The following is a 24,290-nucleotide window of genomic DNA, read 5'->3' on the forward strand; positions in this document are numbered from 1 at the left end:
CGCGGGCGGCGGGCTGCCTCACGGTGCGTGATGGCCCGGCTGCCGCCAGCGGCGCCGCACAGCCAGCCCACACCCACATGGACCAACTCCTCATCCGCGGCGGCCGCAGCCTCCAGGGCGAAGTGCGCATCTCCGGCGCCAAGAACGCGGCGCTGCCGCAGCTGTTCGCCGCGCTGCTCACCGCCGAGCCGGTGCGCCTAGGCAACGTGCCCCACCTGAAAGACACGCAAACCGCGCTCAAGCTGCTGCGCAGCATGGGCGTGCAGGCCCAGCAGGACGCCGCGCGCGCCGACGAGGTGCTGCTGGATGCCAGCGACGTGGCCAACCCGGTGGCGCCCTATGACTTGGTCAAGACCATGCGTGCCTCCATCCTGGCGCTGGGGCCGCTGCTGGCGCGCTTCGGCACCGCCACGGTGTCGCTGCCCGGCGGCTGCGCCATCGGCTCGCGCCCGGTCGACCAGCACATCAAGGGCCTGCAGGCGATGGGGGCGCAGATCGTGGTGGAGCACGGCAACATCGTGGCGCAGGCGCCCGGCGGCCGGCTCAAGGGCGCGCGCATCACCACCGACATGATCACCGTCACCGGCACCGAGAACCTGCTGATGGCCGCCACCCTGGCCGAAGGCGAAACGGTGCTGGAAAACGCCGCGCAGGAGCCCGAAGTCACCGACCTGGCCGAGATGCTGGTCAAGATGGGCGCGAAGATCGAAGGCATCGGCACCGGCCGGCTGCGCATCACCGGCGTCGAGCGGCTGCATGCGCCCACCGGCGGCCATCGCACGATTCCGGACCGCATCGAGACCGGCACCTTCCTGTGCGCCGTGCTGGCCACCGGCGGCGACGTGACGCTGCGCGACACCTGCATCCACCACCTGGACGCGCTGGTCGACAAGCTGCGTGAAGCCGGCGCCGACATTACCTCTGGCGACGACTGGATCCGCGTGCGCGCCAGCGCCCGGCCCAAGGCCGTGGGCTTTCGCACCAGCGAGTACCCGGCCTTTCCCACCGACATGCAGGCGCAGTTCATGGCCGTCAATGCGGTGGCCGAGGGCGCGGCGCGCATCACCGAGACCATCTTCGAGAACCGCTTCATGCACGTCGACGAGATGAAGCGCCTGGGCGCGAACATCGAGGTGGACGGCCACACCGCGGTGGTGCAGGGCGTGGAGCGGCTGTCGGGCGCCCGCGTCATGGCCACCGACCTGCGCGCCTCGGCCAGCCTGGTGATCGCCGGCCTGGTGGCCCAGGGCGAAACCGTGGTGGACCGCATCTACCACCTGGACCGCGGCTACGACCGCATGGAAGTGAAGCTGCGCGCGCTGGGCGCCGACATCGAGCGCATCGCCGGCGCCGCCGACAGGGGCGACGCATGACCGTCACCCTCGCACTGTCCAAGGGCCGCATCTTCGACGAGACGCTGCCACTGCTGAAGGCAGCCGGCATCGAGGTGACCGAAGACCCGGAAACCTCGCGCAAGCTGATCCTGCCGACCAACCGGCCCGACGTGCGCGTGGTGCTGGTGCGCGCCACCGACGTGCCCACCTACGTGCAGTACGGTGGCGCCGACATGGGCGTGGCCGGCAAGGACGTGCTGCTGGAGCACGACGGCAGCGGCCTGTACCAGCCGCTGGACCTGAACATCGCCCGCTGCCGCATGAGCGTGGCCACCCGCGCCGACTTCGACTACGCCGCGGCGGTCAAGCAGGGCTCGCGCATCCGCGTGGCCACCAAGTACACCACCGTGGCCCGCCAGCACTTTGCCGACAAGGGCGTGCACGTCGACCTGATCAAGCTCTACGGCAGCATGGAGCTGGCGCCGCTGACGGGCCTGGCCGATGCCATCGTCGACCTGGTGTCCACCGGCAGCACGCTGCGCGCCAACCACCTGGTGGAGGTGGAGCAGATCATGCCCATCTCCTCGCGCCTGGTGGTCAACCAGGCCGCGCTCAAGCTCAAGGCCGACGTGCTTCGGCCCCTCATCGACGCCTTCGAATCCGCGATCCAGCCATGACCCTCGCCCTCCGCCAGCTCGCCACCACCGCCGCCGACTTCGAAGCCGAGTTCCAGCGCGTGCTGCACTGGTCGGCCGAAACCGACCATGCGATCGAGCAGCGGGTGGCCGAGATCCTGGCGGACGTGCAGGCGCGTGGTGACGCGGCGGTGCTCGAGTACACCGCGCGCTTCGACGGCCTGCAGGCCGACTCGGTGGCCGCGCTGGAAATCACCCGCGACGAGCTGAAGGCCGCTTTCGACTGCCTGCCCGCGGCGCAGCGCGATGCCATCGAGTTCGCGGCCCGCCGCGTGCGCAGCTACCACGAGCGCCAGCTGCAGGCCTGCGGCCTGAGCTGGCAGTACCGCGACGAGGACGGCACGCTGCTGGGCCAGAAGGTGACGCCGCTGGACCGCGTGGGCATCTACGTGCCCGGCGGCAAGGCGGCCTACCCGTCCAGCGTGCTGATGAACGCCATCCCGGCCCAGGTGGCCGGCGTGGGCGAGATCGTGATGGTGGTGCCCACGCCCAAGGGCGAGCGCAATGCGCTGGTGCTGGCCGCGGCCTACGTGGCCGGCGTGCACCGCGCCTTCACCCTCGGCGGCGCGCAGGCGGTGGGTGCGCTGGCCTACGGCACGGCCACGGTGCCGGCGGTGCACAAGATCACCGGCCCGGGCAATGCCTACGTGGCCAGCGCCAAGCGCCGCGTGTTCGGCACCGTGGGCATCGACATGATCGCCGGCCCCAGCGAAATCCTGGTGCTGGCCGACGGCAGCACGCCGCCCGATTGGGTGGCGATGGATCTGTTCAGCCAGGCCGAGCACGACGAGCTGGCGCAAAGCATCCTGCTGTGCCCCGATGCCGGCTACATCGCGCAGGTGCGCGCCGAGATCGAGCGGCTGCTCCCCGGCATGCCGCGGCAGGACGTGATCCGCGCCTCGCTGGAAGGCCGCGGCGCGCTGATCCACACCCGCTCGATGGAAGAGGCCTGCGACATCAGCAACCGCATCGCGCCCGAGCACCTGGAAGTCAGCTCGCGCGACCCGCACCGCTGGGAGCCGCTGCTCAAGCATGCCGGCGCCATCTTCCTGGGCGCCTTCACCAGTGAAAGCCTGGGCGACTACTGCGCCGGCCCCAACCATGTGCTGCCCACCTCGGGCACGGCGCGTTTTTCGTCGCCGCTGGGCGTGTACGACTTCCAGAAGCGCAGCAGCCTGATCGAGGTCAGCGAAGCCGGCGCCCAGGTGCTTGGCAAGGTTGCAGCCGAACTGGCCTACGGCGAGGGCCTGCAAGCCCATGCGCAAGCGGCGGAGTTCCGACTGAAGCGTTGACACGAAGTTCGTGTTCCACGAAGATCGCGTTACACGAACTTCGTGTTGTCCTTGCGTCCGATGAAGAACGTCACCGTCACCATGGAAGACAGCGTCGCCGACTGGGCGCGCATGGAAGCGGCGCGCCGCAACACCAGCGTCTCGCGGCTGATCGGCGAGATGCTGGCCGAGAAGATGCGCCATGACGACGCCTACGAGCGCGCGATGAACGAATGGATGCAGCGCGACCTGGGCTACGCCTCCGACGGCCGCGCCTATGCCCCACGGGCCGATCTGTATGACCGCGCGACCGACCGTCTTCGTTGACACCAGCGTGCTGGTGGCCTCGGAGGACCGCGCCGACGCGGTCCGCCATGCCGCCGCCCGCGCCTGGCTGCGCGAGCTGTGGCTGCGCCGCATCGGCCGGCTGAGCACCCAGGTGCTGAGCGAGTTCTACCTGTGCACCACGCAGAAGCTTTCGCCGCCGATGCCGGCCGGCGATGCGCGTGCCGAGGTGCGCCGCTACCAGCGCTGGGAGCCCTGGACGGTGGACCACGCCACGGTGGAAACCGCCTGGGCCGTTGAAAGCCGCTTCGGCCTGCCCTGGTGGGACGCGCTGCTGGTGGCCGCCGCGCAGCAGCAGGGCTGCACGCTGCTGCTGTCTGAATCGCTGCCGCACGACCAGCTGTTCGATGCCGTGCGCATCGTCAACCCTTTCATCGCCGGGCCTGAACTGCTCGACGCCGCCGCATGAACACCTTGCCCGACCGAATCGCCCGTGTGCTGCGCCAGGACGTGCAGTCGATGCACGCCTATGCGGTGCAGCCCAGCGCCGGCTTCATCAAGCTGGACGCGATGGAGAACCCGTTCGCGCTGCCGGCGCACCTGCAGCAGGCGCTGGGCGAGCGGCTGGGCCGCGTGGCCATGCACCGCTACCCGGCCGGCCGGGTCGATGAGCTGAAAGCCGCCCTGGCCCGCCATGCCGGCCTGCCCGAAGACTGCGCGCTGATGCTGGGCAACGGCTCGGACGAACTCATCTCGCTGCTGGCCATGGCCTGCGACGTGCCCGGCGCCACGCTGCTGGCGCCGCTGCCCGGCTTCGTGATGTACGCGATGTCGGCCCAGCTCCAGGGGCTGCGCTTCGTCGGCGTGCCGCTGACGGCCGACTTCGAGCTGGACGAGGCCGCGATGCTGGCCGCCATCGAGCAGCACCAGCCCGCCATCGTCTACCTGGCCTACCCCAACAACCCCACCGGCAACCTGTGGAGCGACGAGAGCATCGAACGCATCATCCAGGCCGCGCCCGGCCTGGTGGTGATGGACGAGGCCTACCAGCCCTTTGCCAGCCGCGATTCCATGGCCCGCCTGGCCCGCTGGCCGCAGGTGCTGGTGATGCGCACCATGAGCAAGTTCGGCCTGGCCGGCGTGCGCATCGGCTACATGATGGGCCGGCGCGAGCTGATCGAGCAGGTGGACAAGGTGCGCCCGCCGTACAACATCAGCGTGCTCAATGCCGAGGCGGCGCTGTTCGCGCTGGAGCATGCCGACGAGTACGCGCGCCAGGCCGGCGTCATCCGCGCCGAGCGCCAGCGGCTGATGGCCGCGCTCAGCGACATGCCCGGCGTGCGCCCCTTTCCCAGCGAGGCCAACATGATCCTGGTGCGCGTGCCCGATGCCGGCGCCTGGTTTGCCCGCCTCAAGCAGCACGGGGTGCTGGTCAAGAATGTCTCGGCCCTTCATCCGCTGCTGCACAACTGCCTGCGGCTGACCGTGGGCACGCCCGAAGAAAACACGCAGATGCTGCAAGCCCTGAAAGCCAACCTGTGATGGACGCCACCACCGCCCGCATCGCGGAAGTCAACCGCAACACCAAGGAAACGCGCATCCGCGTGCGCGTCAACCTCGACGGCACCGGCGAAGCCCGGCTGGCCACCGGCATCGGCTTTTTCGACCACATGCTCGACCAGGTGGCCCGCCACGGCCTGATTGACCTCGATGTGGAATGCCAGGGCGACCTGCACATCGACGGCCACCACACGGTGGAAGACGTGGGCATCACGCTGGGCATGGCGGTGGCGCAGGCGGTGGGCGACAAGAAAGGCCTGGTGCGCTACGGCCACAGCTACGTGCCGCTGGACGAGGCGCTGTCGCGCGTGGTGGTCGACTTCTCGGGCCGGCCCGGGCTGCACCTGCACATCCCGTTCACCGCGGGGGCGATCGGCAGCTTCGACACCCAGCTCACTTACGAGTTCTTCCAGGGCTTCGTCAACCATGCGCTGGTGTCGCTGCACATCGACAACCTGAAGGGCATCAACGCCCACCACCAGTGCGAAACGGTGTTCAAGGCCTTCGGCCGCGCGCTGCGCATGGCCATGGCCATCGACCCGCGCGCCGCCGGCGTCATTCCGTCCACCAAAGGGAGCCTCTGACCGTGGCCAGAACCGTCGCCGTCGTCGACTACGGCATGGGCAACCTGCGCTCGGTGTCGCAGGCCGTGATGCATGCGGCCATCGGCAGCGATGCCGAGGTGATCGTCACCGCCGACCCCGAGGCCGTGCGCGCGGCCGAACGCATCGTGCTGCCCGGCCAGGGCGCGATGCGCGACTGCATGCGCGAGCTGCGTGAATCCGGCCTGCAAGAGGCGGTGCTCGAAGCCGCTGCCAGCAAGCCGCTGATGGGCGTGTGCGTGGGCATGCAAATGCTGCTGGACCACAGCGAAGAGCAGGACACGCCGGGCTTGGGCCTGTTTGCCGGCAACTGCCTGCGCTTTCAGCTCGAAGGGCAGTTGCAACCCGATGGCAGCCGATTCAAGGTGCCGCAGATGGGTTGGAACCAGGTGTTTCAGAAGCCGCATGCGCTGTGGGCGGGCGTACCCGATGGCGCCTATTTCTATTTCGTCCACAGTTTTTATGCGCGACCGCAAAACCCGGCGCACAGCGTTGGCGAAACCGACTACGGCGCGCGCTTTACCTCGGCCATAGCGCGCGATAACATTTTTGCCACGCAGTTCCACCCCGAGAAGAGCGCGGCCCATGGCCTGGCCCTCTATCGCAACTTCCTTTCCTGGAAGCCCTGACGTTTTCTTCTCGCGCCGCGTATTCGCGCGGCGTTGCCCCTTCCTTTTTCTCCTCCTTTGAACCCGTCATGCTGCTCATCCCGGCCATCGACCTGAAAGACGGCAAGTGCGTCCGCCTCAAGCAAGGCGACATGAACGACAGCACCACCTTCGGGGAGAACCCCGCCGCCATGGCCCGCCGCTGGCTGGACGCGGGCGCCCGCCGCCTGCACCTGGTCGACCTCAACGGCGCCTTCGCGGGCAAGCCGGTGAACGAGCCGGCCATCAAGGCCATCCTGGCCGAGGTGGGCGACGAGATTCCGGTGCAGCTGGGTGGCGGCATCCGCGACCTCGACACCATCGAGCGCTACCTGGACGACGGCCTGTCGTACGTGATCATCGGCACCGCCGCGGTGAAGAACCCCGGCTTCCTGAAAGACGCCTGCAGCGCCTTCGGCGGCCACATCATCGTGGGCCTGGACGCCAAGGACGGCAAGGTAGCCACCGACGGCTGGAGCAAGCTCACCGGCCACGAAGTCATCGACCTCGGCAAGAAGTTCGAGGACTACGGCGTCGAGGCCATCGTCTACACCGACATCGGCCGCGACGGCATGCTCAGCGGCGTGAACATCGAGGCCACGGTCAAGCTGGCGCAGGCGCTCAGCATCCCGGTCATCGCCTCGGGCGGCCTGTCCGACCTGGCCGACATCGAGCGCCTGTGCGCCGTGGAAAGCGAAGGCGTGGAAGGCGTGATCTGCGGCCGGTCGATCTACACCGGCTCGCTCGACTTTGCCGAAGCCCAGCGCCGCGCCGATGAACTGGCGGCCTGACGTGCTGGCCAAACGCATCATTCCCTGCCTGGACGTGACGGGCGGGCGCGTCGTCAAGGGCGTCAACTTCCTGGAACTGCGCGACGCGGGCGACCCGGTGGAAATCGCCGCCCGCTACAACGAGCAGGGCGCCGACGAACTCACCTTCCTCGACATCACCGCCACCTCCGACGGCCGCGACCTCATCCTGCACATGATCGAGGCGGTGGCCGCGCAGGTGTTCATCCCCCTGACCGTCGGCGGCGGCGTGCGCACCGTGGACGACGTGCGGCGGCTGCTCAATGCCGGTGCCGACAAGGTCAGCTTCAACTCGGCGGCCATCGCCAATCCGCAGGTCATCCGCGACGCGTCGGACAAGTACGGCTCGCAGTGCATCGTGGTGGCCATCGACGCCAAGGGCCGTGAAGACGGCAGCGGCTGGGACGTCTACAGCCACGGCGGTCGCAAGAACACCGGCCTGGATGCGGTGGAGTGGGCCCAGCGCATGACGGCGCTGGGCGCCGGCGAAATCCTGCTCACCAGCATGGACCGCGACGGCACCAAGGCCGGCTTCAACCTGCCGCTCACCCGCGGGGTGGCCGATGCGGTGAACGTGCCGGTCATCGCCTCCGGCGGCGTGGGCACGCTGGAGCACCTGTGTGAAGGCATCCAGCAAGGCGGCGCCGATGCGGTGCTGGCGGCTAGCATCTTCCACTACGGCCAGCACACCGTGGGCGAGGCCAAGGCGCTGATGGCCGCACGGGGCATCCCCGTTCGCACATGACGGCCAAGGCGCCGGCGCGCCGCGCGCCGCCGCACGAAGTGCGCATCGTCGGCGGCCAATGGAAGCGCAGCAAGCTGCCGGTGCTGGACAAGCCCGGCCTGCGGCCCACGCCCGACCGCGTGCGCGAAACCCTGTTCAACTGGCTGGGCGGCGACCTCAGCGGCTGGCGCGTGCTCGACGCCTTTGCCGGCAGCGGCGCGCTGGGCTTCGAGGCGGCCTCCCGCGGCGCCACCGAGGTCACGCTTCTGGAGCGTGACCGCGACCTGCTGCGGGTGCTGCGCGAGGCGCAGCAACGCCTCTCGGCCACCGCGCTGCAGATCCACCAGGCCGATGCGCTGGCCTGGATGGCCCGCGGCCCGGCGGGCGCCTTCCAGCTGGTGCTGCTCGACCCGCCTTTCGACGCTGGCCTGACGGAGCCCGCGTTGGCCGCCGCTGCACCGCTGGTGGCGCCGGCCGGCTGGCTGTACCTGGAAAGCGGCGAGGCCCTGGCTGAGGCGCCCGCCGGTTTCCGCCTGCACCGCCAGCTGCGCGCGGGGGCGGTGCACGCCCAGCTGCTGCAGCGTGATGGCTAAACTGCGCGCCCCGACCTGCCTGAGGTTCGGGTTCGCCAACCAGGAGAGTGCCGCGTGACCACCGCGAAGCGACTGACTGCCGTCTACCCCGGCACCTTCGACCCGATGACGCTGGGCCATGAAGACCTGATGCGCCGCGCCAGCCGCCTGTTCGAGCGGCTGATCCTGGCGGTGGCCGCCGGCCACCACAAGCGCACCATGTTCAGCGTGGAAGAACGGCTGGACATCGCGCGTGAACTGGCCTTGGCCTACCCCAATGTGGAAGTGATCGGCTTCCAGGGCCTGCTGCGCGACTTCGTGGTTGAGCACGGCGGCAGCGTGGTGGTGCGTGGCCTGCGTGCGGTCAGCGACTTCGAGTACGAGTTTCAGATGGCCGGCATGAACCGCCAGCTCATGCCCGACGTGGAAACGCTGTTCCTCACGCCCAGCGACCAGTTCCAGTTCGTCAGCGGCACCTTCGTGCGCGAGATTGCCACCCTCGGCGGTGATGTCTCCAAGTTCGTGGCACCCTCGGTGCTCGAACGACTGAAACACCGCGTGGCACACCCGCGCACCTGATACCGAAGCGAGGACGCAGGTTTCCCATGGCCCTGATGATCACCGACGAGTGCATCAACTGCGATGTGTGCGAGCCCGAGTGCCCGAACCAGGCCATCTCGATGGGCGAGGCGTACTACGTCATCGATCCGCAGCGCTGCACCGAGTGCGTGGGCCACTTCGACGAACCGCAGTGCGTGCAGGTGTGCCCGGTGGAATGCATCCCGGTGAACCCCGAGCATGTCGAGGCCCAGGAGTCGCTCTGGGCCAAGTACCGCCGGCTGCAGGCGGCTGAATGACGCACCCGGCGCCACGCCACGCGTGACGCCACCCTCCGAGAGGGTCGCCAGCCGCCTTGGGGCGGCCCCGCGCCGGCTGGCGGGCGTTTCCCCGAGATCGGGCGGTCAGCCGCTGGCGCTCGTCAGGCTCGGCTGCTTCTGCTTCTTTTGCTTTTTCGCCGGCTTCGGCTTGGTGGCATTGGCGCGCTGCCAGTCCGCCAGGCGTGAGGCCGAAGGCTGCTCTGCCGGCACGCCGCGGATGGCGCCGGGGCCGCGTCCGGCCGTAGCGTAGCCGGCTTCCCGTTCATGGCGTTCCTCGCGCAGCCGATCGGCTAACGCCTGGTCGCGCTGGATGCTGCGCTCGGCGGCGCTGCGCTGTGCCTCGCTGCGGGCATCGTCCAGGGTCAACGCGCGGCCGTCCTGGCAGGGCAGCTGCGAATAGTGGTTGCCTTGCGGGCCACAGCGGTAGACCGTGCTTTCGGCTGCCGTGGCGGTCAGGAGGCTCAGGGCGCACAGCGCGGGAGACAACTTCAACAGCCGGGGCAGCGAAGGCTTCATGGCGTATCCGTGGGTGGCGGTGAGGGCGGTGCGGCCTCGGCGGCAGGCTGGCCCGCTTCCCGCGGGCGGGCCGGCTTCGGCGGCTTGGGCCGCGGCGGCTTGGCGTGCACCTTCATCATCGCCCGCTCCATCTCGCCGGCCAGCAGCAAGTCCAGCGCATCGGTGGACTTGGTCACGCAGTCGTCGATCGCGTTGCGGTCGGTGGGCGAGGGCTTCTTCAGCACGTAGTGCACCACTTCGGCCTTGTGGCCAGGGTGGCCGATGCCCAGGCGCAGGCGCCAGAAGGCGGCGCTGCCCAGTTGCGCGATCATGTCGCGCAGGCCGTTGTGACCGGCGTGGCTGCCGCCCTGCTTGAGCTTCATCTGCCCGGGCAGCAGGTCCAGCTCATCGTGGGCCACCAGGATTTCTTCCGGCGCGATCTTGTAGAAGCGCGCCAGCGCCGCCACCGACTTGCCCGACAGGTTCATGTAGGTCTGCGGTTCCAGCAGCCAGATCGGGCCTTCGATGCCGGGCAAGGGCCGGTTCACCCGCGCCACCAGGCCGTGGTAGCCACGCTCGTACTGCAGCGTCGCGCCCAGGCGGCGCGCCACCGTGTCGATCCACCAGAAGCCGGCGTTGTGGCGGGTGTCGTCGTATTCAGCGCCCGGGTTGCCCAGGCCAACTAGCAGTCTGATCATCTTCAATCCACAAAGCAAAAGCCCCGCACGGGGCGGGGCTTGGCAAGCGGCAGAGCTCGGCAGAAGCGGCCCGCGGGCCGCTGCAGCTTACTTCTTGTTCTGCTTCTCGTTCTTCTTGGCAGCCTTGCCCTTGGCGACCGGCGCCACGGCCACGGGTGCCACTTCTTCTTCCTCGACCGGGGCCGCCACGGAGGCGATCACCGGGTTCTTCTTGCCGCGCAGCACGACCTTGACGTTCTTGTCCAGCTTCAGGTCGTTCACGTGCAGCGACTGGCCCTTTTCCAGGGTGCCCAGGTCGACGGTGATGAACTCAGGCAGCTGGGCGGCCAGGCACTCGATCTCGAGTTCGGTGGCCACGTGGTTGATCAGCAGCTTGTCGGTCTTGACGGCCGGCGAGTTTTCTTCGTTGATGAAGTGCAGCGGCACCTTCTTCTTGATGCGGGTGCGCTCGTCCACGCGCTGGAAGTCGACGTGCAGCACCAGCTGCTTCCAGGGGTGCACCTGGAAGTCGCGCAGCAGCACCTTGTCGGTCTTGCCGTTCAGTTCCATCTCGAGGATGGACGAGTGGAAGGCTTCCTTCTTCAGCGCGAAGTACAGGGCGTTGTGATCGAGCTCGATCTGGGCCGGCTCGCCGGCGCCGTAGACGATGCCCGGCACCTTGCCGGCGATACGCAGGCGGCGGCTCGCTCCGGTCCCCTGCAGCGTGCGCTCGTAAGCGACGAATTTCATGGTTTCACTCCAAAAAAGTGAGGCGCCCGCGACCAGGCGCCTGGATGAGCGGGCCACGAAGGCTCGCAACGAAAAGGGCACGCGCCGCGAACGGCCCGTGCCCGGATCAGGGTCAGAAGTTGCTGTTCTGCTCGGCGAACAGCGACGTCACCGATTCGCCGTCCGAGATGCGGCGGATGGTCTCGGCGAACAGGAAGGCCACCGACAGCTGGCGGATCTTCTTGCAGGCCTGGCCGGCTTCCGACAGCGGAATGGTGTTGGTGATCACCACTTCGTCGAGCTGCGACTTCTGGATGCGGTCGATCGCCGGGCCCGAGAACACGGCGTGGGTGCAGTAGGCGTACACGCTCTTGGCGCCACGTTCCTTCAGCACCTCGGCCGCCTTCACCAGCGTGCCGGCGGTGTCGATCATGTCGTCCATGATCACGCAGTTGCGGCCGTCGATGTCGCCGATGACGTGCATCACTTCCGACACGTTGGCCTTGGGGCGGCGCTTGTCGATGATGGCCAGGTCGCAGCCCAGCTGCTTGGCCAGCGCCCGGGCGCGCACCACGCCGCCGACGTCGGGCGACACCACCACCAGGTCGGGGTAGCGCTTGGCCTGCACATCGGCCAGCAGCACCGGCGAGGCGTAGATGTTGTCGACCGGGATGTCGAAGAAGCCCTGGATCTGGTCGGCGTGCAGGTCCATCGTGAGCACGCGCTCGACGCCGACGGTTTCCAGCAGGTTGGCCACGACCTTGGCGCTGATGGGCACCCGGGTGGAACGCGGACGGCGGTCTTGCCGTGCGTAGCCGAAGTAGGGGACCACGGCGGTGATGCGGCGCGCGCTGGCGCGCTTCAACGCATCCGTCATGATCAGCAGTTCCATCAGGTTCTCGTTCGTCGGGGCGCAGGTGGACTGCACGACGAAGACGTCACGGGCGCGGACGTTCTGCTGGATCTCGACCGTGACCTCGCCATCGGAGAAGCGGCCGACAACGGCCTTGCCGAGCTCGATGCCGAGGTGGGTTGCGATTTCCTTGGCCAGCACGGGGTTCGCGTTCCCCGTGAAGAGCATGGTGTTGAAGAGCACGGCGAACCCTGGCGACGGCAGATGAACGAGACGGCGATCAGCGGAAGAAAGATGTTTGGCAGGGGAGGAAGGACTCGAACCCTCGCATGTCGGAATCAAAATCCGATGCCTTAACCAACTTGGCGACTCCCCTACACAGGTTGCAGCTTGCGCTACCACCCTCAACTCAATCTGCCCAGGCCCGCAGGGGGTGACTGGCCAGACTTCGGCATTCCCGACCCACCCAACCCGACGGAAGATCCGTCAGGTCTATCGCCGAAGGCGAGGCGTTCATGCCTGAATCCACTCTTGCGAACACTGCGCTGCCTGAGCCCGTCATCCGGCTGTTGCCGAAGCGGTCTGTCAGCCACTTAGCCACTTGGGCTACTTCAGCGCAACGGTCTTCAGCGGGTGGCTGTAAGTCGTTGCAACCGAAGGCGGTGTCTGCAAGTGAGCCTCGCAGTATAGACAGCTTTGTGTCGCGTGTCAGCAAGGGATGCAAAAAAATTTCGGCGGTGGCCAGGGAGGCCTGTGGCTTGACCACAACAAACCGCTGGGCCGGCACCTCGATCGGGCTCAACTGCTCGCCGATGCCCTCGACGAACGCATTGTCGCCGCCCACGAAGAAGGGCACGTCGGCGCCCAGCGCGGGCGCCAGCGCCAGCAGTTGCGCGCGGCTCCAGCCAAGGCCCCACAGGCGGTTGAGCGCCAGCAGCGTCGTGGCGGCGTCGGAGCTGCCGCCGCCCATGCCGGCGCCCCAGGGCACCTGCTTGTCCACCGAGATGTCGGCGCCCAGCGTGCAGCCGCTGCGGGCCTGCAGCAGCCGGGCTGCACGCAGGCTCAGGTCGTCGGCCGGCAGCGCGGGGCCGAGGTCGTGGCGGCGCAGCTGGCCGTCGGCGCGGCGCTCGAAGTGCAGCGTGTCGGCCCAGTCGATGAGCACGAAGACCGACTGCAGCAGGTGGTAGCCATCGGGCCGGCGGCCGACGATGTGCAGGAAGAGGTTCAGCTTGGCCGGCGCAGGCACGTCCAGCAGCGAAGAAAGACTCACGCGGGTTCTCCGGCCCGGCGCAGGCGCCGGGTGGGCTGTGGCCGCACCACGGTCATGGTGCGGCGGGCTTGTCCAGGCGCACGCGCACCGTGGTGGGCGGGCTCGCGCGCTCGGCCACCAGGGCGCCTTCGGCATAGCGGCGCAGGTCGATCTGCCAGCCCAGTTGCTGGAAGCCGGCGTCGTTGGCGTAGCTGGGCGCGGCGGGCCAGGGTCGGCCGCGCAGCCAGTCGATCAGCGCGGCCAGCGGCAGCGGCTCACCCAGCATCTGCTGCGACATGTCGTCCAGGCTGGCGAACTTGCGGGCGCCCTGCGTGGTCAGCAGTTCCGCCTCGCCGTCATGCCAGCGCGCCTGCGCCAGCGTGTTGCCCAGCGGGCCGCTGAGGTTCAGCTCGCCCAGGCGCGCGTCGCCGCGCAGCTCGAAGGCGGCGCTCATGCTGCGCGGCTCGCTGGTGCCGTCCACCGGCTGGGCCACCTGCACGGCCAGCCGGCCACTGATGGAGGCGGCGCTGGGGTCGGCCGGCGGCACGCTGGCGCAGCCGGCCAGCAAGGCCGCCAACAGCAGGGCAGTGGCGATGAGCTTCACAGGTTCACCTTCAATCGGGCCAGCGTCTCGCGCAGCACCTCGTTGCCGGCGTCGCGCTGCTGGGCATCGCGCCACAGGCGCAGCGCCTCGTCGCGCTCGCCCTGCGCCCAAAGCACCTCGCCCAGGTGGGCGGCGATCTCGGGGTCGGGGCGGGCGTTGTAGGCCGAGCGCAGCAGGCGCAGCGCCTCCTCGCGGTTGCCCAGGCGGTATTCCACCCAACCCAGGCTGTCGGTGATGAACGGGTCGCCCGGCGCCAGCGCCAGCGCCTTGGCGATCAGGTCGCGCGCCTCGGGCAAGCGTTGGTTGCGATCGGCCAGCGCATAGCCCAGCGCGTTGTAGGCATGGGCATGGTCGGGCTTGAGCTTGATCACCCGCCGCAGCAGCTGTTCCATCTCGGCCGGCTTGTTGAGCTTCTCGGCCATCATGGCCTGCTCGTACAGCAGCGTGGCGTCCTCGGGCTGACGGGCGGCGGCCGCGGCCAGCACGTCGTGCGCGGCCTGCCACTGCTTAACCTCGCGCAGCATCTGCGATTCGGCCAGCAGCTTGGCGCGGGCGTCGTCAGGGCTGCGCTCAGGGATGGCCTGGATCATCGCGCGCGCTTCGGTGATGCGGCCCTGCCGCGCCACCAGCATCGCGCGGCGCGCCTGCACTTCCAGGGCGCGCTGCGGGCTGTCGATCCTGGCCAGCCAGGCATCGGCGGCCTTGAGGTCGCCGCGCTGTTCGGCGGCCTGGGCCAGCAACAGCCAAGCTTGCGCCAGGTCGCCTTGTGCGTCGCTGCCCTGGGCGTCGTCATCGTCCGGGCCATCGGCAGCGGCGCTGGATTGGGGGCCAAGAGCGGGTCCCGAAGCGGCGCCGGCCGGCGCGGCGGCGGCCGCCTGGCGCAGGCTGATGAAGCGCTCCAGCGAGGCTTGCGCCTGCTGCGGCTGGCGCAGCTCCAGCTGCAGCGCGCCCAGCGTCAGCCAGGGGCCGGGCTGCTCGGGCTGCGCCTGGGTGACGATCTCCAGCTGGCGGGCGGCATCGGCATAGCGCTGCGCGCCGCTGAGCACGCGCACATAGGCCAGCCTCACCGCCGGTTCGGCCTTCGGCTGGTTGAGGTAGCTCTCGACGATGCGTTGCGCCTCGGGCTGGGTGGGCAGCAGCTCTAGCGCGAGCAGTGCGGGGCCGGGGAAGCTGGGGTCGTCCACCTGCGCGCGGCGGGCCAGGGCCAGTGCCTTGCCGCTGTCACCAGCCGCCAGCCAGGCGCGGGCCAGGGCCACGCGGGCCGAGGCGCGGGTGCCGTTGGCTTCCAGGTAAGGGGCCAGCACCTGCTCGAACAGGTCGACCACCTGCTTGCGGTCGGTGCTGCGCTGGAAGAAGCGCGGCAGCGAGGAGATCAGCCCCGGTTGCTCCACCACCGGCGTCTGCGCCAGCAGCTCGCGCAGCGGCTCGGCCACTTCGGGCACGCGGTTCAGCGCCATCAACAGCTGCACCTGGTAGCGCAGCGGTTCGGCCGAATCGGGTGCGGCGATGCGCCAGGCCTTGGCGGCCGACAGCGCCTGGTCACCGGCGCGGGCCTGCAGCGCGATCTCGACCGCGCGCTTGAACAGCTGCTCGTCGCGTGAGCGGCGGGCGGCGTCCAGCATCACCTGGTAGGCGGTGCCGGCTTCGCCATTGCGCAGCTCGATCTCGCCGATCAACAGTTGATAGAACAGGGGCGCGTCGAGCGCAGAGTTGTCGGGCGCCGAGGCGGCGGCCGCAGCGGGCAGGGCGGCCTGGGCGGCCGGTGCAGGGCTTTGCGCGTGAACGACGCCCGCGGCCAGCAGTGCTGCGGCTAGCGCGTGGCGGGTTGCGGCACGCCACCGCGGTGAGAGGGCAAGCATCGCGACTCCTTGAGCCGTTGGATTCTAGACATGGCCGTGTCAACGGCTGGTGAAGCGGGGGCGCTCCACAATCGGTGCATGTCCTTGCAAGAAAACATGGCACCGGCCATGGCCAGCAGCCGCCATGCCTGAAATGCCGGAAGTGGAAACCACGCGCCGCAGCTTTGCCGACCGCATTGCCGGCGCCCGGGTGGAAAGGCTGCTGATGGGCGCGCCCCTGCGCTGGCCGCTGGGCCGGGAGCCGGCCGAGCTGGTGGGCGCGACGGTGGGCGACACGGTGCGCCGCGGCAAGTACCTGTGGCTGCCGCTGCAGCTGCCGGCTGAGCCGGCGGGCGGGCTGCTGATGCACCTGGGCATGTCGGGCTCGCTCGCTTTCCTGCCCGCGCCCGCGCGCGAGGCTGGCAAGCACGATCACTTCGAGCTGCACACCAGCCTGGGCGTGCTGCGCCTGACCGACCCGCGGCGCTTCGGTGCGGTAGTGTGGTCGCCGGCCATCGATGCCGGCATGGCCGCCAAGCTGCTGGCGACGCTGGGGCATGAGCCCTTCGACGAGGCGCTGACGCCGGCCCTGTTCCATGCCGAGCTGCAGCGTCGCCGGGCGCCGATCAAGGCCGCGCTGCTGGCAGGCGACATCATCGTGGGCGCCGGCAACATCTATGCGTGCGAAGCGCTGTTCGAAGCCCGCATCGACCCGCGCACGCCCGCTGACCGCATCAGCCGCCCCCGGGCGGCGCGGCTGCTGGCGGCGGTGCGCGACGTGTTGAGCCGCGCGCTGGCACTGGGCGGCAGCACCTTGAGGGATTTTCGCGACGCCCACGGCATGGACGGGCAGTTCCAATTGCAAGCGCGTGTGTACGGCCGCGAAGGGCAGCCCTGCCCCAATTGCGGTGCCCCGGTACGGCGCATCGTGCAGGCACAGCGCAGCACTTTCTACTGTGCGGTATGCCAGAAACGCTAGCCCGGCGCTCAAGGCTTTAGCAGCCTGCGGTAGCAAGCAGTAGCCAAACCCCTCGGCAGGCAAGGCCCCCTGCGCTAGCATCGATTTCACTGCTGCTGCCGCTGCTGAAGTTTTGATGGAGTTCACTTTTGCCCACCACCTGGACGCCCTCGCCGACTGGCGCGAGGACGCCGCCCGTCAGGTGGCAGCGTTCCAGCAGACCCTGGGCAGCCACGAGTTGCTGGACGACAGCCTGCTGCAGTTGCTGGGCACCATGCGGCAGCGCCTGGCCAGCGAGCAGCTGGTGGTGGCTTTCGTCGCCGAGTTTTCGCGCGGCAAGTCCGAGCTGATCAACGCCATCTTCTTTGCCGACACCGGCCGCCGCATGCTGCCGGCCACGCCTGGCCGCACCACGATGTGCCCGGTGGAGCTGGGCCATGACGATGCGCTGCCGCCGCTGTTGGCCCTGCTGCCGATCGAAACCCGGCTGGAGCCGGCGCCGCTGGCCGAGCTGCGTGGCCAGTCGGCCCGCTGGAAGCGCCTGCGGCTGGACGTGACCGACCCCGACCGCGTGGCCGAGGCGCTGAAGGAGCTGACGCGCACCAAGGCCGTGTCGCTGGAAGAGGCCCGCGCGCTGGGCCTGGCGCCGTCGGCCGACACGGCCGAGGCCGCCAGCGGCGCCCGCCTGCGCCCCGACGGCCTGGTGGACGTGCCCGCCTGGCGGCATGCCATCGTCAACTACCCCCACCCGCTGCTGCGCCGCGGGCTGGTGGTGCTGGACACGCCCGGCCTGAACGCGGTGGGCGCGGAGCCCGAGCTCACGCTGTCGCTGCTGCCCACCGCGCATGCCATCGTCTTCGTGGTGGGGGCGGACACCGGCGTCACCCAGTCGGAGCTGGCCGTGTGGCACGACCACCTGGGTGGCCACGGCCCGGCGCGCTACGTGGTGCTGAACAAGATCGACACCCTGGCCGACCCGCTGCTGACGCCGGCCGAGGTGCAGGGGCAGGTGGAAGGCCAGTGCGCCCGCGTGGCGGAGATGCTGGGCGTGCCGCCGTCGGCGGTGCATGCCGTCTCGGCCCGCCAGGCGCTGGTGGCCCGCATCGCCAACGGCGGCCTGGCGGATGCCGCGGCCTCCGCCACTGGCGGCCTGGCCACGCTGGAAGATGCGCTGGTGACGCAGCTGCTGCCGCGCCGCCGCCAGGTGCTGGCGGAGATGGTGCTGAGCGGTACCGCCACCGTGGAAGCACAGGCCAGCCGCCGGGTGGCCGACCAGCGCCGGCAGTTGCATGAGCAGCTCACCGAACTGCGCGACGTGCGCGGCAAGAGCGCCAGCAAGGTGCAGCGCACGCTGGAGCGGCTGGACGCCGAGGCGCAGGACTTCGAGCGCTGCACCGGCCGCCTGGCGGCGCTGCGCTCGGTGCAAAGCCGCCTGGTGGCAGACGCGGTGCAGTTGCTGTCGGCCACCCAGTTGCGTGAGGAAGTGGCCCGCATGCAGCTGGAGTCGGCCGGCCGCTTGCTGAAGCTGGGCGCGCGCAAGGCCTTCACCCAGCTGTGCACGCGGCTGCGCCAGCGGCTGGAGCGCGCGGCCGCGCTGGGCGCGGAGGCGCAGGCCATGCTCACCGCCAGCTACCAGCAGCTGAACACCGATTTCGGCTTTGCGCTGGCTTCGGGCGCGGCGCCCACGCATCTGCGCGCGCTGGGCGAGATCGACCTGATCGAGCGCAACTACGGCCGTTACCTGGGCCTGCCCTATGCGCTGCGGCTGGGCGACGCCCGCCAGATGGAACAGTTCCGCCGCATGTTGGTGAGCAAGCTGGAAGTCATCTTCGAGCTGGCCGCGGCCGAGACCGAGCGCTGGAGCCAGGCGCTGACGGTGCAGGCCGACATGCAGATGCGCGACCGGCGCCGCGGCTTCCAGCGCCGGCGCGAGACGCTGGAGCGCGCCCACAGCGCTGCCGGCGACCTGGCCACTCGCATCCAGGAGCTGGAAACCCAGCACCGCCACTGGGAGCAACTGGCGGAGCAGGTGCATGCGCAGGCCGTGGGCCTGCGCGCGCTGATGCTCAACAACGCGGTGGCCGAAGTGGACATTCCGCTGGCGCTGCCCGAGCGCCGGGACGCCGCGCCACCGTTGACGCTGGTGCGTTCGGCCGCTGGACGCGGGCGCAAGGGCGGTGCCTGATCCGGTGCGCGTGCCGCCGTATCGGATGATGCGGGGATGAATGCCGCTGTTCCCGCCGCCGCCCTGAACGCCACGTCCCCCGCGACCCTCCCGCCGGCTGCCGTACCCACCCCCGACATCGCCGCCCGCGTCATCGGCTGGCAGCGCACCCATGGCCGCCACGGCCTGCCCTGGCAGCACACCCGCGACCCCTACCGGGTGTGGCTGTCGGAGATCATGTTGCAGCAGACGCAGGTGTCCACGGTGCTGGACTACTACCCGCGTTTTCTGGCCCGCTTTCCGGATGTGGCGGCCTTGGCCGCCGCGCCGCTGGACGACGTGCTGGGCCTGTGGAGCGGCCTGGGCTACTACAGCCGCGCCCGCAACCTGCACCGCTGCGCGCAGGCGGTGATGGCCGAGCACGGCGGTACCTTTCCGCCCAGCAGCGCGCTGCTGGCCACGCTGCCGGGCATCGGTCGGTCCACCGCCGCCGCCATCGCGGCCTTCTGCTTCGGTGAGCGCGCCGCCATCCTGGACGGCAACGTCAAGCGGGTGCTGTCACGGGCGCTGGGCTTCGGCGGCGACCTGGCTTCGGTGAAAGAAGAGCGCGCGCTGTGGCAACTGGCCGAAGCCTTGCTGCCCGAGCAGCACATGGACATCTACACCCAGGGCCTGATGGACCTGGGCGCCACCATCTGCACCGTGCGCCGGCCGCAGTGCCTGCTGTGCCCGCTGCAGCCGGTGTGCGTGGCACAGAAGGAGGGTCAGCCCGAGCGCTACCCGGTCAAGACCCGCAAGCTCAAGCGCAGTGCGCGCAGCAACGCGCTGCTGTGGCTGCAGCATGCCGACCGGGTGTGGCTGGTGCAGCGGCCCGCGACCGGCGTCTGGGCCGGGCTGTGGACGCTGCCGCTGTACGACGACCTGAGCGAGCCGCAGCGCCTGGGCCGTCACTGGCCGGGGCAGGGCGAGGCGCTGCCCGCCTTCCAGCATGTGCTCACGCATTTCGACTGGGCGCTGCAGCCCTACCGCCATGCACTGCCGGCGGCCTTGGGCCCGGCCGCCCTCGCCGAGGTGGCCGCCGCGCTGCCCGCCGGTCGCTGGGTGACGCTGGCCGAAGCCGCGACGATGGGCCTGCCGGCACCGATCCGCAAGCTGCTGGTGGTTTGAGGGTTCAGCTTCCGACGACGCCCTGGTCGCGCAGGAACTCGTCCACCAGCTTGAGCCGCGCCACCGGGTCGTCCAGCGCCATCAGCTTCTGCTTGGCGGGCCGGCTGATCGGCAGGATCTCGCACCAGCGGTTGGCCACCCAGCCGGCATCGTTGAACTGGTAGGGCGGGATGAAGGGCTCGGCGCCTTCGCGCCGCATCGCCTCGATGGCGTCGCGCAGTGCCTGCACGGTGGCCGCGGTGCTTTCGGGTGGCGTGGCGGGCGTGTCGGCCGGCAGCAGCTCGGCATCGGCCAGCCACAGGCCGTCGGGTTGCTGCCGCGGCTGGGTGAGCTCGAAGCGTTCACGTCCGCTGCAGCGGATGTGCAGGATGCCCGCCTGCTCGGCGTCCACCTCGTCGATGTGGGCCTGCACGCCGGTGTCGTGGAAGCGCACGGCGCCGCTGCCACCGCCGTCCTTGCGGCGCACCTCGCCGCCCGACTGCAGGCATACCACGCCGAACGGGCGGCCCTGCCGCAGGCAGTCGCCCACCATGTCGAGGTAACGCGCCTCGAACACCTTCAGGTTCAGGCGCCCGCCGGGGAACAGCACCGTCTGCAGCGGAAACAGCGGCAGCACGGTCATGGGCTACTCCCGGGCGTCCAGTTCGCGGTGGCGCAGCAGCGTGGCGCAGTGGCCGCGGAAGCGCCGGGCCAACTGCTCGGCCAGGTACACCGAGCGGTGCTGGCCACCGGTGCAGCCGATGCCCACGGTGAGGTAGCTGCGCTGGTCGTTCTCGAAGGCCGGCAGCCAGCGCAGGATGAAGTCGCCGATCTGCGACAGCATCTCGGGCACCTCCGGCTGGGCGGCCAGGTAGTCGGCCACGCCGGCATCGCGGCCTGTGAAGGGGCGCAGCTCGCGGATGTAGAAGGGGTTGGGCAGCACCCGCACGTCGAACACGAAGTCGGCGTCCAGCGGCACGCCATGCTTGAAGGCGAAGCTCTCGAACACCAGCGTCAGGCCGCCGTGGGGTGCGCCCACCAGGTCGCGCAGCCACAGCCGCAGCTGGGCCGGGCGCAGCTGGCTGGTGTCGATGACGGTGGACACCTCGCGCAACTCACCCAGCAGCTCGCGCTCCAGCTCGATCGCATCCACCAGCGCGCGGCGGCCGTCGCTGGCAGGGTCGGACGGGTCGGTGCCGGCGCGCGCAGGCGCCGCGGTGGTGGACAGCGGATGCGGCCGCCGCGTTTCCGAGAAGCGGCGCACCAGCGCATCGGTGCTGGCATCCAGGAACAGCGAGCGGATGCCCACGCCTTCGCCGCGCAGCCGGTCGATCAGCGGCAGGAGGTGCGGCAGCGAGCCGGCACTGCGCACATCCACCGCGATCGCCACCCGGCGGTCGGAGCGGTCACGTTCGATGCGCAGGAAATCGGGCAGCAGCTCCGGCGGCAGGTTGTCGATGCAGAAGTAGCCGGCATCTTCCAGCGCATGCAGGGCCACGGACTTGCCGGAGCCCGAGATGCCGGTGATCAACACCACCTCGCGCATGGTGTCAGGGGGCGGTGTGGCGTCGGCGGGGGTGGCGGTGACTTCAGGCACGTGAGCGCTTGCGGGTGGGCTTGCCGGGAGCGGCCGTTACATCATCGGCCACAACGGCCGGCGCTGCAGCCTGGGCCAGCAATTGTTCGGCGTGGGCCAGGCTTGTTGCCAGCCGCTCGCCGCCCAGCATGCGGGCCACTTCGCTCACGCGTGCCTCGCCGGCCACCGGCTGCACGTCGCTGGTGGTGATGCCGCGCTGTGCCGCCTTGGACACCACGAAATGATGGTCGGCGCAGGCCGCCACCTGGGCCAGGTGGGTCACGGCCATCACCTGCCGGCGCTGGCCCAGCTGCTTCATCAGCCGGCCGACGGTGTCGGCCACCGCACCGCCCACGCCGGCGTCGATCTCGTCGAAGATGAGCGTGCCGGCGCCTTCATCGTCGCGGGCGGCGGTAGTCACGGCAATGGCCAGCGCCAGCCGCGACAGCTCGCCGCCCGAGGCCACCTTGGCCAGCGCCCGTGGCGTGCTGCCGGCATGGCCGGCGACGCGGAACTCCACCGCTTCCAGGCCGTACGACTGCGGCGCCTCTTGCGGCAGCAGCGCCACCTCGAAGCGGCCGCCGCCCATGCCCAGCTGCTGCATCGCGCGGGTCACCGCATCGCCCAGCGGGCCGGCGGCCGCGGCGCGGGCCTTGCTCACCTTGGCCGCCTCCTGCTGGTAGCGGCGCTGGGCATCGGCATGGGCCTTCTGCAGGCCTTCGAGGTCGGCAGCGGCGTCCAGCGCGGCCAGTTCGCTGCGCCACTGGGCCAGCAGCGCGGGCAGCTCGGCCGGCGCGCGGCGGTAGCGGCGGGCCAGGCTCATCCAGGCGCCCAGGCGGGCGTCCAGCTGCTCCAGCCGCTGCGGGTCGACTTCGGTATGGCCCAGGTAGCCATGCAAGGTGTGGGCAGCGTCTTCCAGTTGCGCCTGCGCGCCGCGCAGCACCTCGATCACCTCGGCCAGGCGGGCGTCGTGGTGCACCACGTCGCCCAGCGCGTCGATCGCTCGCAAGGTCAGGCCGTCGGCGCTGGTGTCGGCGTCGGCCACCGCGTCCAGCGCCTGGCGGGCTGCGTCCAGCAGCGCCTGGGCGTGGGAGGCGCGCTGGTGCTCGGCATTCAGCTCATCCCATTCGTCGTCGCCGGGGGCCAGCTTGTCCAGCTCGCCGATCTGCCAGGCCAGGCGCTCACGCTCGCGCTCGATGCTGTCGCGCTGGGCGCGGGCGGCGTCCAGCGCGTCGGCGGCGGTGCGCATCGCGGTCCAGGCGTCGGTCAGCGGCTGGGTGACCAGGCCGGCCTGCGCGTCCAGCAGCGCGCGCACGGCGGCCGGGCGGGTGAGGCTTTGCCAGGCATGCTGGCCGTGGATGTCCAGCAGGTGCTCGGCCGCTTCGCGCAGCTGCGCCAGCGTGGCGGCATGGCCGTTCACCCACGCGCGGCTCTTGCCTTGCGCGTCGATGGAGCGGCGCAGCAACAGCACGCCGTCGTCGGCACTGCCGTCGAAGCCGGCTTCGGTCAGCCAGCCGGCCAGGGAGGGCGGCAGATCGAATTCGGCGGTGATGTCGGCACGGGCGGCGCCTTCGCGCACCACGCCGGCGTCGCCACGGCTGCCCAGCGCCAGCTGCAGCGCATCGATCAGGATGGACTTGCCGGCACCGGTTTCACCGGTCAGCACCGAGAAGCCGGGCTGGAGGTCGATCTCCAGCGACGGCACGATGACGAAATCGCGCAGAGCCAGGCGGCGCAGCATCGGTGTCAAACCCCTTCGTACCAGCGCAGCTTGCGCCGCAGCGTGGCGTAGTAACTCCATCCGCGCGGGTGCAGGAAGCGCACCTTGTGCGCCGAGCGCTGCACGCGCACCTCGTCGCCGTGCAGCAGGCTGGTCAGGCTGTGCATGTCGAAGTTGGCCGAGGCGTCGCGGCCGGCGACGATCTCCACCGTGATCTCGGCCGCATCGGGCAGCACGATGGGCCGGTTGGACAAGGTGTGCGAAGCAATGGGCACCAGCACCCAGCCCGCAATGCCCGGGTGCAGGATGGGCCCGCCGGCCGACAGCGCGTAGGCGGTGGAGCCGGTGGGCGAGGCGATGATCAGCCCGTCGGCCCGCATGTTGGCGACGAACTCCTCGCCGATGTGGATGCGCAGCTCCACCATGCTGGCGGTGGCGCCGCGGCTCACCACCACGTCGTTCAGCGACATGCTTTCGAAGATCGGCCGGCCATCTCGCCAGACGCCGCCGCCCAGCATGCTGCGGTGTTCTTCTTCGTAGTCGCCGTCCAGCATCGGCGCCAGCGCCTCGCGGAACTGCGCCACCGTGATGTCGGTGATGAAGCCCAGCCGGCCCTGGTTGATGCCGACCAGCGGGATGTTGTGGCGCGCCAGTTCGCGGGCGATGCCCAGCATCGTGCCGTCGCCGCCGACCACCACGGCCAGGTCGCACTGCTGGCCCATTTCGGCGGGCGTGAGTGCGCCGTATTCGGCGGCCATGCCGGTGTTGTTGGCGGTGGCGCGCTCCATCGAGACTTCGAGTCCGCGGCTCAGCAGGAACTGCGCGATCTCCTCGAGCAGCGCGCGCATGCCCTGGGCCTGGAATTTGCCCACGATGGCTGCATGTCTGAAGCGGTTGCCCATGG

At 70.0% G+C, this 24,290-nt stretch carries 27 protein-coding genes and 1 tRNA gene; 16 read left to right on the top strand and 12 right to left on the bottom strand.

The window, feature by feature from the left end; genetic code table 11:
* Positions 1-77: 77 nt before the first annotated feature.
* The 13 genes from murA to MW290_RS16400 all read left to right on the top strand — a co-directional run bounded on the left by murA (position 78) and on the right by MW290_RS16400 (position 9,356).
* Positions 78-1,373, top strand: a complete 1,296-nt coding sequence (gene murA / locus MW290_RS16340) for a UDP-N-acetylglucosamine 1-carboxyvinyltransferase (protein ID WP_250198778.1) — start codon at positions 78-80, stop codon at positions 1,371-1,373.
* Positions 1,370-2,011, top strand: coding sequence for an ATP phosphoribosyltransferase (hisG, locus tag MW290_RS16345; RefSeq protein ID WP_250198779.1), 642 nt, complete (start codon positions 1,370-1,372; stop codon positions 2,009-2,011). The genes murA and hisG overlap by 4 nt, the downstream gene beginning before the upstream one ends.
* Positions 2,008-3,321 carry a histidinol dehydrogenase gene (gene hisD / locus MW290_RS16350; protein WP_250198780.1) on the top strand — a complete coding sequence of 438 codons (1,314 nt, stop codon included), beginning with the start codon at positions 2,008-2,010 and terminating at the stop codon, positions 3,319-3,321. The genes hisG and hisD overlap by 4 nt, the downstream gene beginning before the upstream one ends.
* A 60-nt stretch (positions 3,322-3,381) precedes the next feature.
* Entirely contained in the window at positions 3,382-3,627 is a 246-nt protein-coding gene (locus MW290_RS16355) for a CopG family transcriptional regulator (RefSeq protein ID WP_250200025.1), read from the top strand.
* A complete protein-coding gene (locus MW290_RS16360) occupies positions 3,599-4,054 on the top strand; it encodes a PIN domain-containing protein (RefSeq protein ID WP_250198781.1) in 456 nt (151 codons plus the stop codon). Before MW290_RS16355 ends, MW290_RS16360 begins: the two co-directional genes overlap by 29 nt.
* The gene (gene hisC, locus MW290_RS16365; RefSeq protein WP_250198782.1) at positions 4,051-5,127 is read left to right on the top strand and encodes a histidinol-phosphate transaminase; all 1,077 of its coding nucleotides are present in this window, start codon (positions 4,051-4,053) and stop codon (positions 5,125-5,127) included. The genes MW290_RS16360 and hisC overlap by 4 nt, the downstream gene beginning before the upstream one ends.
* Positions 5,127-5,729: an imidazoleglycerol-phosphate dehydratase HisB gene (gene hisB / locus MW290_RS16370; RefSeq protein WP_250198783.1), complete on the top strand. Its 603-nt coding sequence runs from the start codon at positions 5,127-5,129 to the stop codon at positions 5,727-5,729. The genes hisC and hisB overlap by 1 nt, the downstream gene beginning before the upstream one ends.
* 2 nt (positions 5,730-5,731) lie before the next feature.
* On the top strand, positions 5,732-6,376 hold the full coding sequence (hisH, locus tag MW290_RS16375; RefSeq protein ID WP_310740149.1) for an imidazole glycerol phosphate synthase subunit HisH: 645 nt from the start codon (positions 5,732-5,734) through the stop codon (positions 6,374-6,376).
* Positions 6,377-6,444: 68 nt separating this feature from the next.
* Entirely contained in the window at positions 6,445-7,185 is a 741-nt protein-coding gene (hisA, locus tag MW290_RS16380) for a 1-(5-phosphoribosyl)-5-[(5-phosphoribosylamino)methylideneamino]imidazole-4-carboxamide isomerase (protein WP_250198784.1), read from the top strand.
* A gap of 1 nt (position 7,186) precedes the next feature.
* Entirely contained in the window at positions 7,187-7,948 is a 762-nt protein-coding gene (gene hisF / locus MW290_RS16385) for an imidazole glycerol phosphate synthase subunit HisF (protein ID WP_250200027.1), read from the top strand.
* Complete coding sequence (gene rsmD / locus MW290_RS16390) at positions 7,945-8,520, top strand: 16S rRNA (guanine(966)-N(2))-methyltransferase RsmD (protein WP_250198785.1); 576 nt, start codon at positions 7,945-7,947, stop codon at positions 8,518-8,520. Before hisF ends, rsmD begins: the two co-directional genes overlap by 4 nt.
* A 54-nt stretch (positions 8,521-8,574) precedes the next feature.
* Entirely contained in the window at positions 8,575-9,078 is a 504-nt protein-coding gene (gene coaD / locus MW290_RS16395) for a pantetheine-phosphate adenylyltransferase (protein ID WP_250198786.1), read from the top strand.
* 26 nt (positions 9,079-9,104) lie between these two features.
* Positions 9,105-9,356 carry a YfhL family 4Fe-4S dicluster ferredoxin gene (locus MW290_RS16400; RefSeq protein WP_250198787.1) on the top strand — a complete coding sequence of 84 codons (252 nt, stop codon included), beginning with the start codon at positions 9,105-9,107 and terminating at the stop codon, positions 9,354-9,356.
* Between the two features lie 105 nt (positions 9,357-9,461).
* On the opposite strand, the gene MW290_RS16405 is transcribed toward MW290_RS16400, so the two are convergent.
* The 8 genes from MW290_RS16405 to MW290_RS33295 all read right to left on the bottom strand — a co-directional run bounded on the left by MW290_RS16405 (position 9,462) and on the right by MW290_RS33295 (position 14,616).
* Positions 9,462-9,893, bottom strand: a complete 432-nt coding sequence (locus tag MW290_RS16405) for a hypothetical protein (RefSeq protein ID WP_250198788.1) — start codon at positions 9,891-9,893, stop codon at positions 9,462-9,464.
* A complete protein-coding gene (gene pth, locus MW290_RS16410; RefSeq protein ID WP_250198789.1) occupies positions 9,890-10,570 on the bottom strand; it encodes an aminoacyl-tRNA hydrolase in 681 nt (226 codons plus the stop codon). Before pth ends, MW290_RS16405 begins: the two co-directional genes overlap by 4 nt.
* An 87-nt stretch (positions 10,571-10,657) precedes the next feature.
* Positions 10,658-11,299 carry a 50S ribosomal protein L25/general stress protein Ctc gene (locus MW290_RS16415; RefSeq protein ID WP_250198790.1) on the bottom strand — a complete coding sequence of 214 codons (642 nt, stop codon included), beginning with the start codon at positions 11,297-11,299 and terminating at the stop codon, positions 10,658-10,660.
* Between the two features lie 112 nt (positions 11,300-11,411).
* Complete coding sequence (locus MW290_RS16420) at positions 11,412-12,359, bottom strand: ribose-phosphate pyrophosphokinase (RefSeq protein WP_250198791.1); 948 nt, start codon at positions 12,357-12,359, stop codon at positions 11,412-11,414.
* Positions 12,360-12,430: 71 nt separating this feature from the next.
* Positions 12,431-12,507 (bottom strand) — tRNA-Gln (locus MW290_RS16425).
* A gap of 33 nt (positions 12,508-12,540) precedes the next feature.
* A complete protein-coding gene (gene ispE, locus MW290_RS16430; protein WP_250198792.1) occupies positions 12,541-13,401 on the bottom strand; it encodes a 4-(cytidine 5'-diphospho)-2-C-methyl-D-erythritol kinase in 861 nt (286 codons plus the stop codon).
* A 52-nt stretch (positions 13,402-13,453) separates the two neighbouring features.
* Positions 13,454-13,984, bottom strand: a complete 531-nt coding sequence (locus MW290_RS16435; protein WP_250198793.1) for an outer membrane lipoprotein LolB — start codon at positions 13,982-13,984, stop codon at positions 13,454-13,456.
* Positions 13,981-14,616 (bottom strand): tetratricopeptide repeat protein, encoded by a 636-nt coding sequence (locus MW290_RS33295; protein WP_375142956.1) that lies wholly within the window; start codon positions 14,614-14,616, stop codon positions 13,981-13,983. Before MW290_RS33295 ends, MW290_RS16435 begins: the two co-directional genes overlap by 4 nt.
* A gap of 1,351 nt (positions 14,617-15,967) precedes the next feature.
* On the opposite strand from MW290_RS33295, the gene mutM reads away from it, so the two are divergent.
* The 3 genes from mutM (at position 15,968) to mutY (ending at position 20,111) form a co-directional block, all read left to right on the top strand.
* Positions 15,968-16,801 carry a bifunctional DNA-formamidopyrimidine glycosylase/DNA-(apurinic or apyrimidinic site) lyase gene (gene mutM, locus MW290_RS16445; RefSeq protein ID WP_250198795.1) on the top strand — a complete coding sequence of 278 codons (834 nt, stop codon included), beginning with the start codon at positions 15,968-15,970 and terminating at the stop codon, positions 16,799-16,801.
* Between the two features lie 115 nt (positions 16,802-16,916).
* Positions 16,917-18,965: a dynamin family protein gene (locus tag MW290_RS16450; protein WP_250198796.1), complete on the top strand. Its 2,049-nt coding sequence runs from the start codon at positions 16,917-16,919 to the stop codon at positions 18,963-18,965.
* Between the two features lie 36 nt (positions 18,966-19,001).
* Entirely contained in the window at positions 19,002-20,111 is a 1,110-nt protein-coding gene (mutY, locus tag MW290_RS16455) for an A/G-specific adenine glycosylase (RefSeq protein WP_250198797.1), read from the top strand.
* A gap of 4 nt (positions 20,112-20,115) precedes the next feature.
* Here mutY and MW290_RS16460 read toward each other — a convergent pair whose 3' ends face one another.
* The 4 genes from MW290_RS16460 to MW290_RS16475 are packed head-to-tail and all read right to left on the bottom strand — an operon-like array spanning position 20,116 to position 24,288.
* Positions 20,116-20,733, bottom strand: a complete 618-nt coding sequence (locus MW290_RS16460; protein WP_250198798.1) for an LON peptidase substrate-binding domain-containing protein — start codon at positions 20,731-20,733, stop codon at positions 20,116-20,118.
* A gap of 3 nt (positions 20,734-20,736) precedes the next feature.
* Positions 20,737-21,636 (bottom strand): RNase adapter RapZ, encoded by a 900-nt coding sequence (gene rapZ / locus MW290_RS16465; protein ID WP_250200028.1) that lies wholly within the window; start codon positions 21,634-21,636, stop codon positions 20,737-20,739.
* Positions 21,637-21,679: 43 nt separating this feature from the next.
* The gene (recN, locus tag MW290_RS16470; RefSeq protein WP_250198799.1) at positions 21,680-23,407 is read right to left on the bottom strand and encodes a DNA repair protein RecN; all 1,728 of its coding nucleotides are present in this window, start codon (positions 23,405-23,407) and stop codon (positions 21,680-21,682) included.
* A gap of 5 nt (positions 23,408-23,412) precedes the next feature.
* Positions 23,413-24,288: an NAD kinase gene (locus MW290_RS16475; protein WP_250198800.1), complete on the bottom strand. Its 876-nt coding sequence runs from the start codon at positions 24,286-24,288 to the stop codon at positions 23,413-23,415.
* Positions 24,289-24,290 lie beyond the last annotated feature (2 nt).

This window comes from Aquincola tertiaricarbonis (genome assembly GCF_023573145.1).
In the GTDB taxonomy this organism is placed as follows: Bacteria; Pseudomonadota; Gammaproteobacteria; order Burkholderiales; family Burkholderiaceae_C; genus Aquincola; species Aquincola tertiaricarbonis_B.

What these genes read in the sequence shown, in the direction of transcription:
- murA (WP_250198778.1), top strand. Translation starts at nt 78, where the DNA reads ATGGACCAACTCCTCATCCGCGGCGGCCGCAGCCTCCAGGGCGAAGTG.
- hisG (WP_250198779.1), top strand. Translation starts at nt 1,370, where the DNA reads ATGACCGTCACCCTCGCACTGTCCAAGGGCCGCATCTTCGACGAGACG.
- hisD (WP_250198780.1), top strand. Translation starts at nt 2,008, where the DNA reads ATGACCCTCGCCCTCCGCCAGCTCGCCACCACCGCCGCCGACTTCGAA.
- MW290_RS16355 (WP_250200025.1), top strand. Translation starts at nt 3,382, where the DNA reads ATGAAGAACGTCACCGTCACCATGGAAGACAGCGTCGCCGACTGGGCG.
- MW290_RS16360 (WP_250198781.1), top strand. Translation starts at nt 3,599, where the DNA reads ATGACCGCGCGACCGACCGTCTTCGTTGACACCAGCGTGCTGGTGGCC.
- hisC (WP_250198782.1), top strand. Translation starts at nt 4,051, where the DNA reads ATGAACACCTTGCCCGACCGAATCGCCCGTGTGCTGCGCCAGGACGTG.
- hisB (WP_250198783.1), top strand. Translation starts at nt 5,127, where the DNA reads ATGGACGCCACCACCGCCCGCATCGCGGAAGTCAACCGCAACACCAAG.
- hisA (WP_250198784.1), top strand. Translation starts at nt 6,445, where the DNA reads ATGCTGCTCATCCCGGCCATCGACCTGAAAGACGGCAAGTGCGTCCGC.
- rsmD (WP_250198785.1), top strand. Translation starts at nt 7,945, where the DNA reads ATGACGGCCAAGGCGCCGGCGCGCCGCGCGCCGCCGCACGAAGTGCGC.
- MW290_RS16400 (WP_250198787.1), top strand. Translation starts at nt 9,105, where the DNA reads ATGGCCCTGATGATCACCGACGAGTGCATCAACTGCGATGTGTGCGAG.
- MW290_RS16405 (WP_250198788.1), bottom strand. Translation starts at nt 9,893, where the DNA reads ATGAAGCCTTCGCTGCCCCGGCTGTTGAAGTTGTCTCCCGCGCTGTGC.
- pth (WP_250198789.1), bottom strand. Translation starts at nt 10,570, where the DNA reads ATGATCAGACTGCTAGTTGGCCTGGGCAACCCGGGCGCTGAATACGAC.
- MW290_RS16415 (WP_250198790.1), bottom strand. Translation starts at nt 11,299, where the DNA reads ATGAAATTCGTCGCTTACGAGCGCACGCTGCAGGGGACCGGAGCGAGC.
- MW290_RS16420 (WP_250198791.1), bottom strand. Translation starts at nt 12,359, where the DNA reads ATGCTCTTCACGGGGAACGCGAACCCCGTGCTGGCCAAGGAAATCGCA.
- MW290_RS33295 (WP_375142956.1), bottom strand. Translation starts at nt 14,616, where the DNA reads ATGCTGGTGGCGCGGCAGGGCCGCATCACCGAAGCGCGCGCGATGATC.
- mutM (WP_250198795.1), top strand. Translation starts at nt 15,968, where the DNA reads ATGCCTGAAATGCCGGAAGTGGAAACCACGCGCCGCAGCTTTGCCGAC.
- MW290_RS16450 (WP_250198796.1), top strand. Translation starts at nt 16,917, where the DNA reads ATGGAGTTCACTTTTGCCCACCACCTGGACGCCCTCGCCGACTGGCGC.
- mutY (WP_250198797.1), top strand. Translation starts at nt 19,002, where the DNA reads ATGAATGCCGCTGTTCCCGCCGCCGCCCTGAACGCCACGTCCCCCGCG.
- MW290_RS16460 (WP_250198798.1), bottom strand. Translation starts at nt 20,733, where the DNA reads ATGACCGTGCTGCCGCTGTTTCCGCTGCAGACGGTGCTGTTCCCCGGC.
- rapZ (WP_250200028.1), bottom strand. Translation starts at nt 21,636, where the DNA reads ATGCGCGAGGTGGTGTTGATCACCGGCATCTCGGGCTCCGGCAAGTCC.
- recN (WP_250198799.1), bottom strand. Translation starts at nt 23,407, where the DNA reads ATGCTGCGCCGCCTGGCTCTGCGCGATTTCGTCATCGTGCCGTCGCTG.
- MW290_RS16475 (WP_250198800.1), bottom strand. Translation starts at nt 24,288, where the DNA reads ATGGGCAACCGCTTCAGACATGCAGCCATCGTGGGCAAATTCCAGGCC.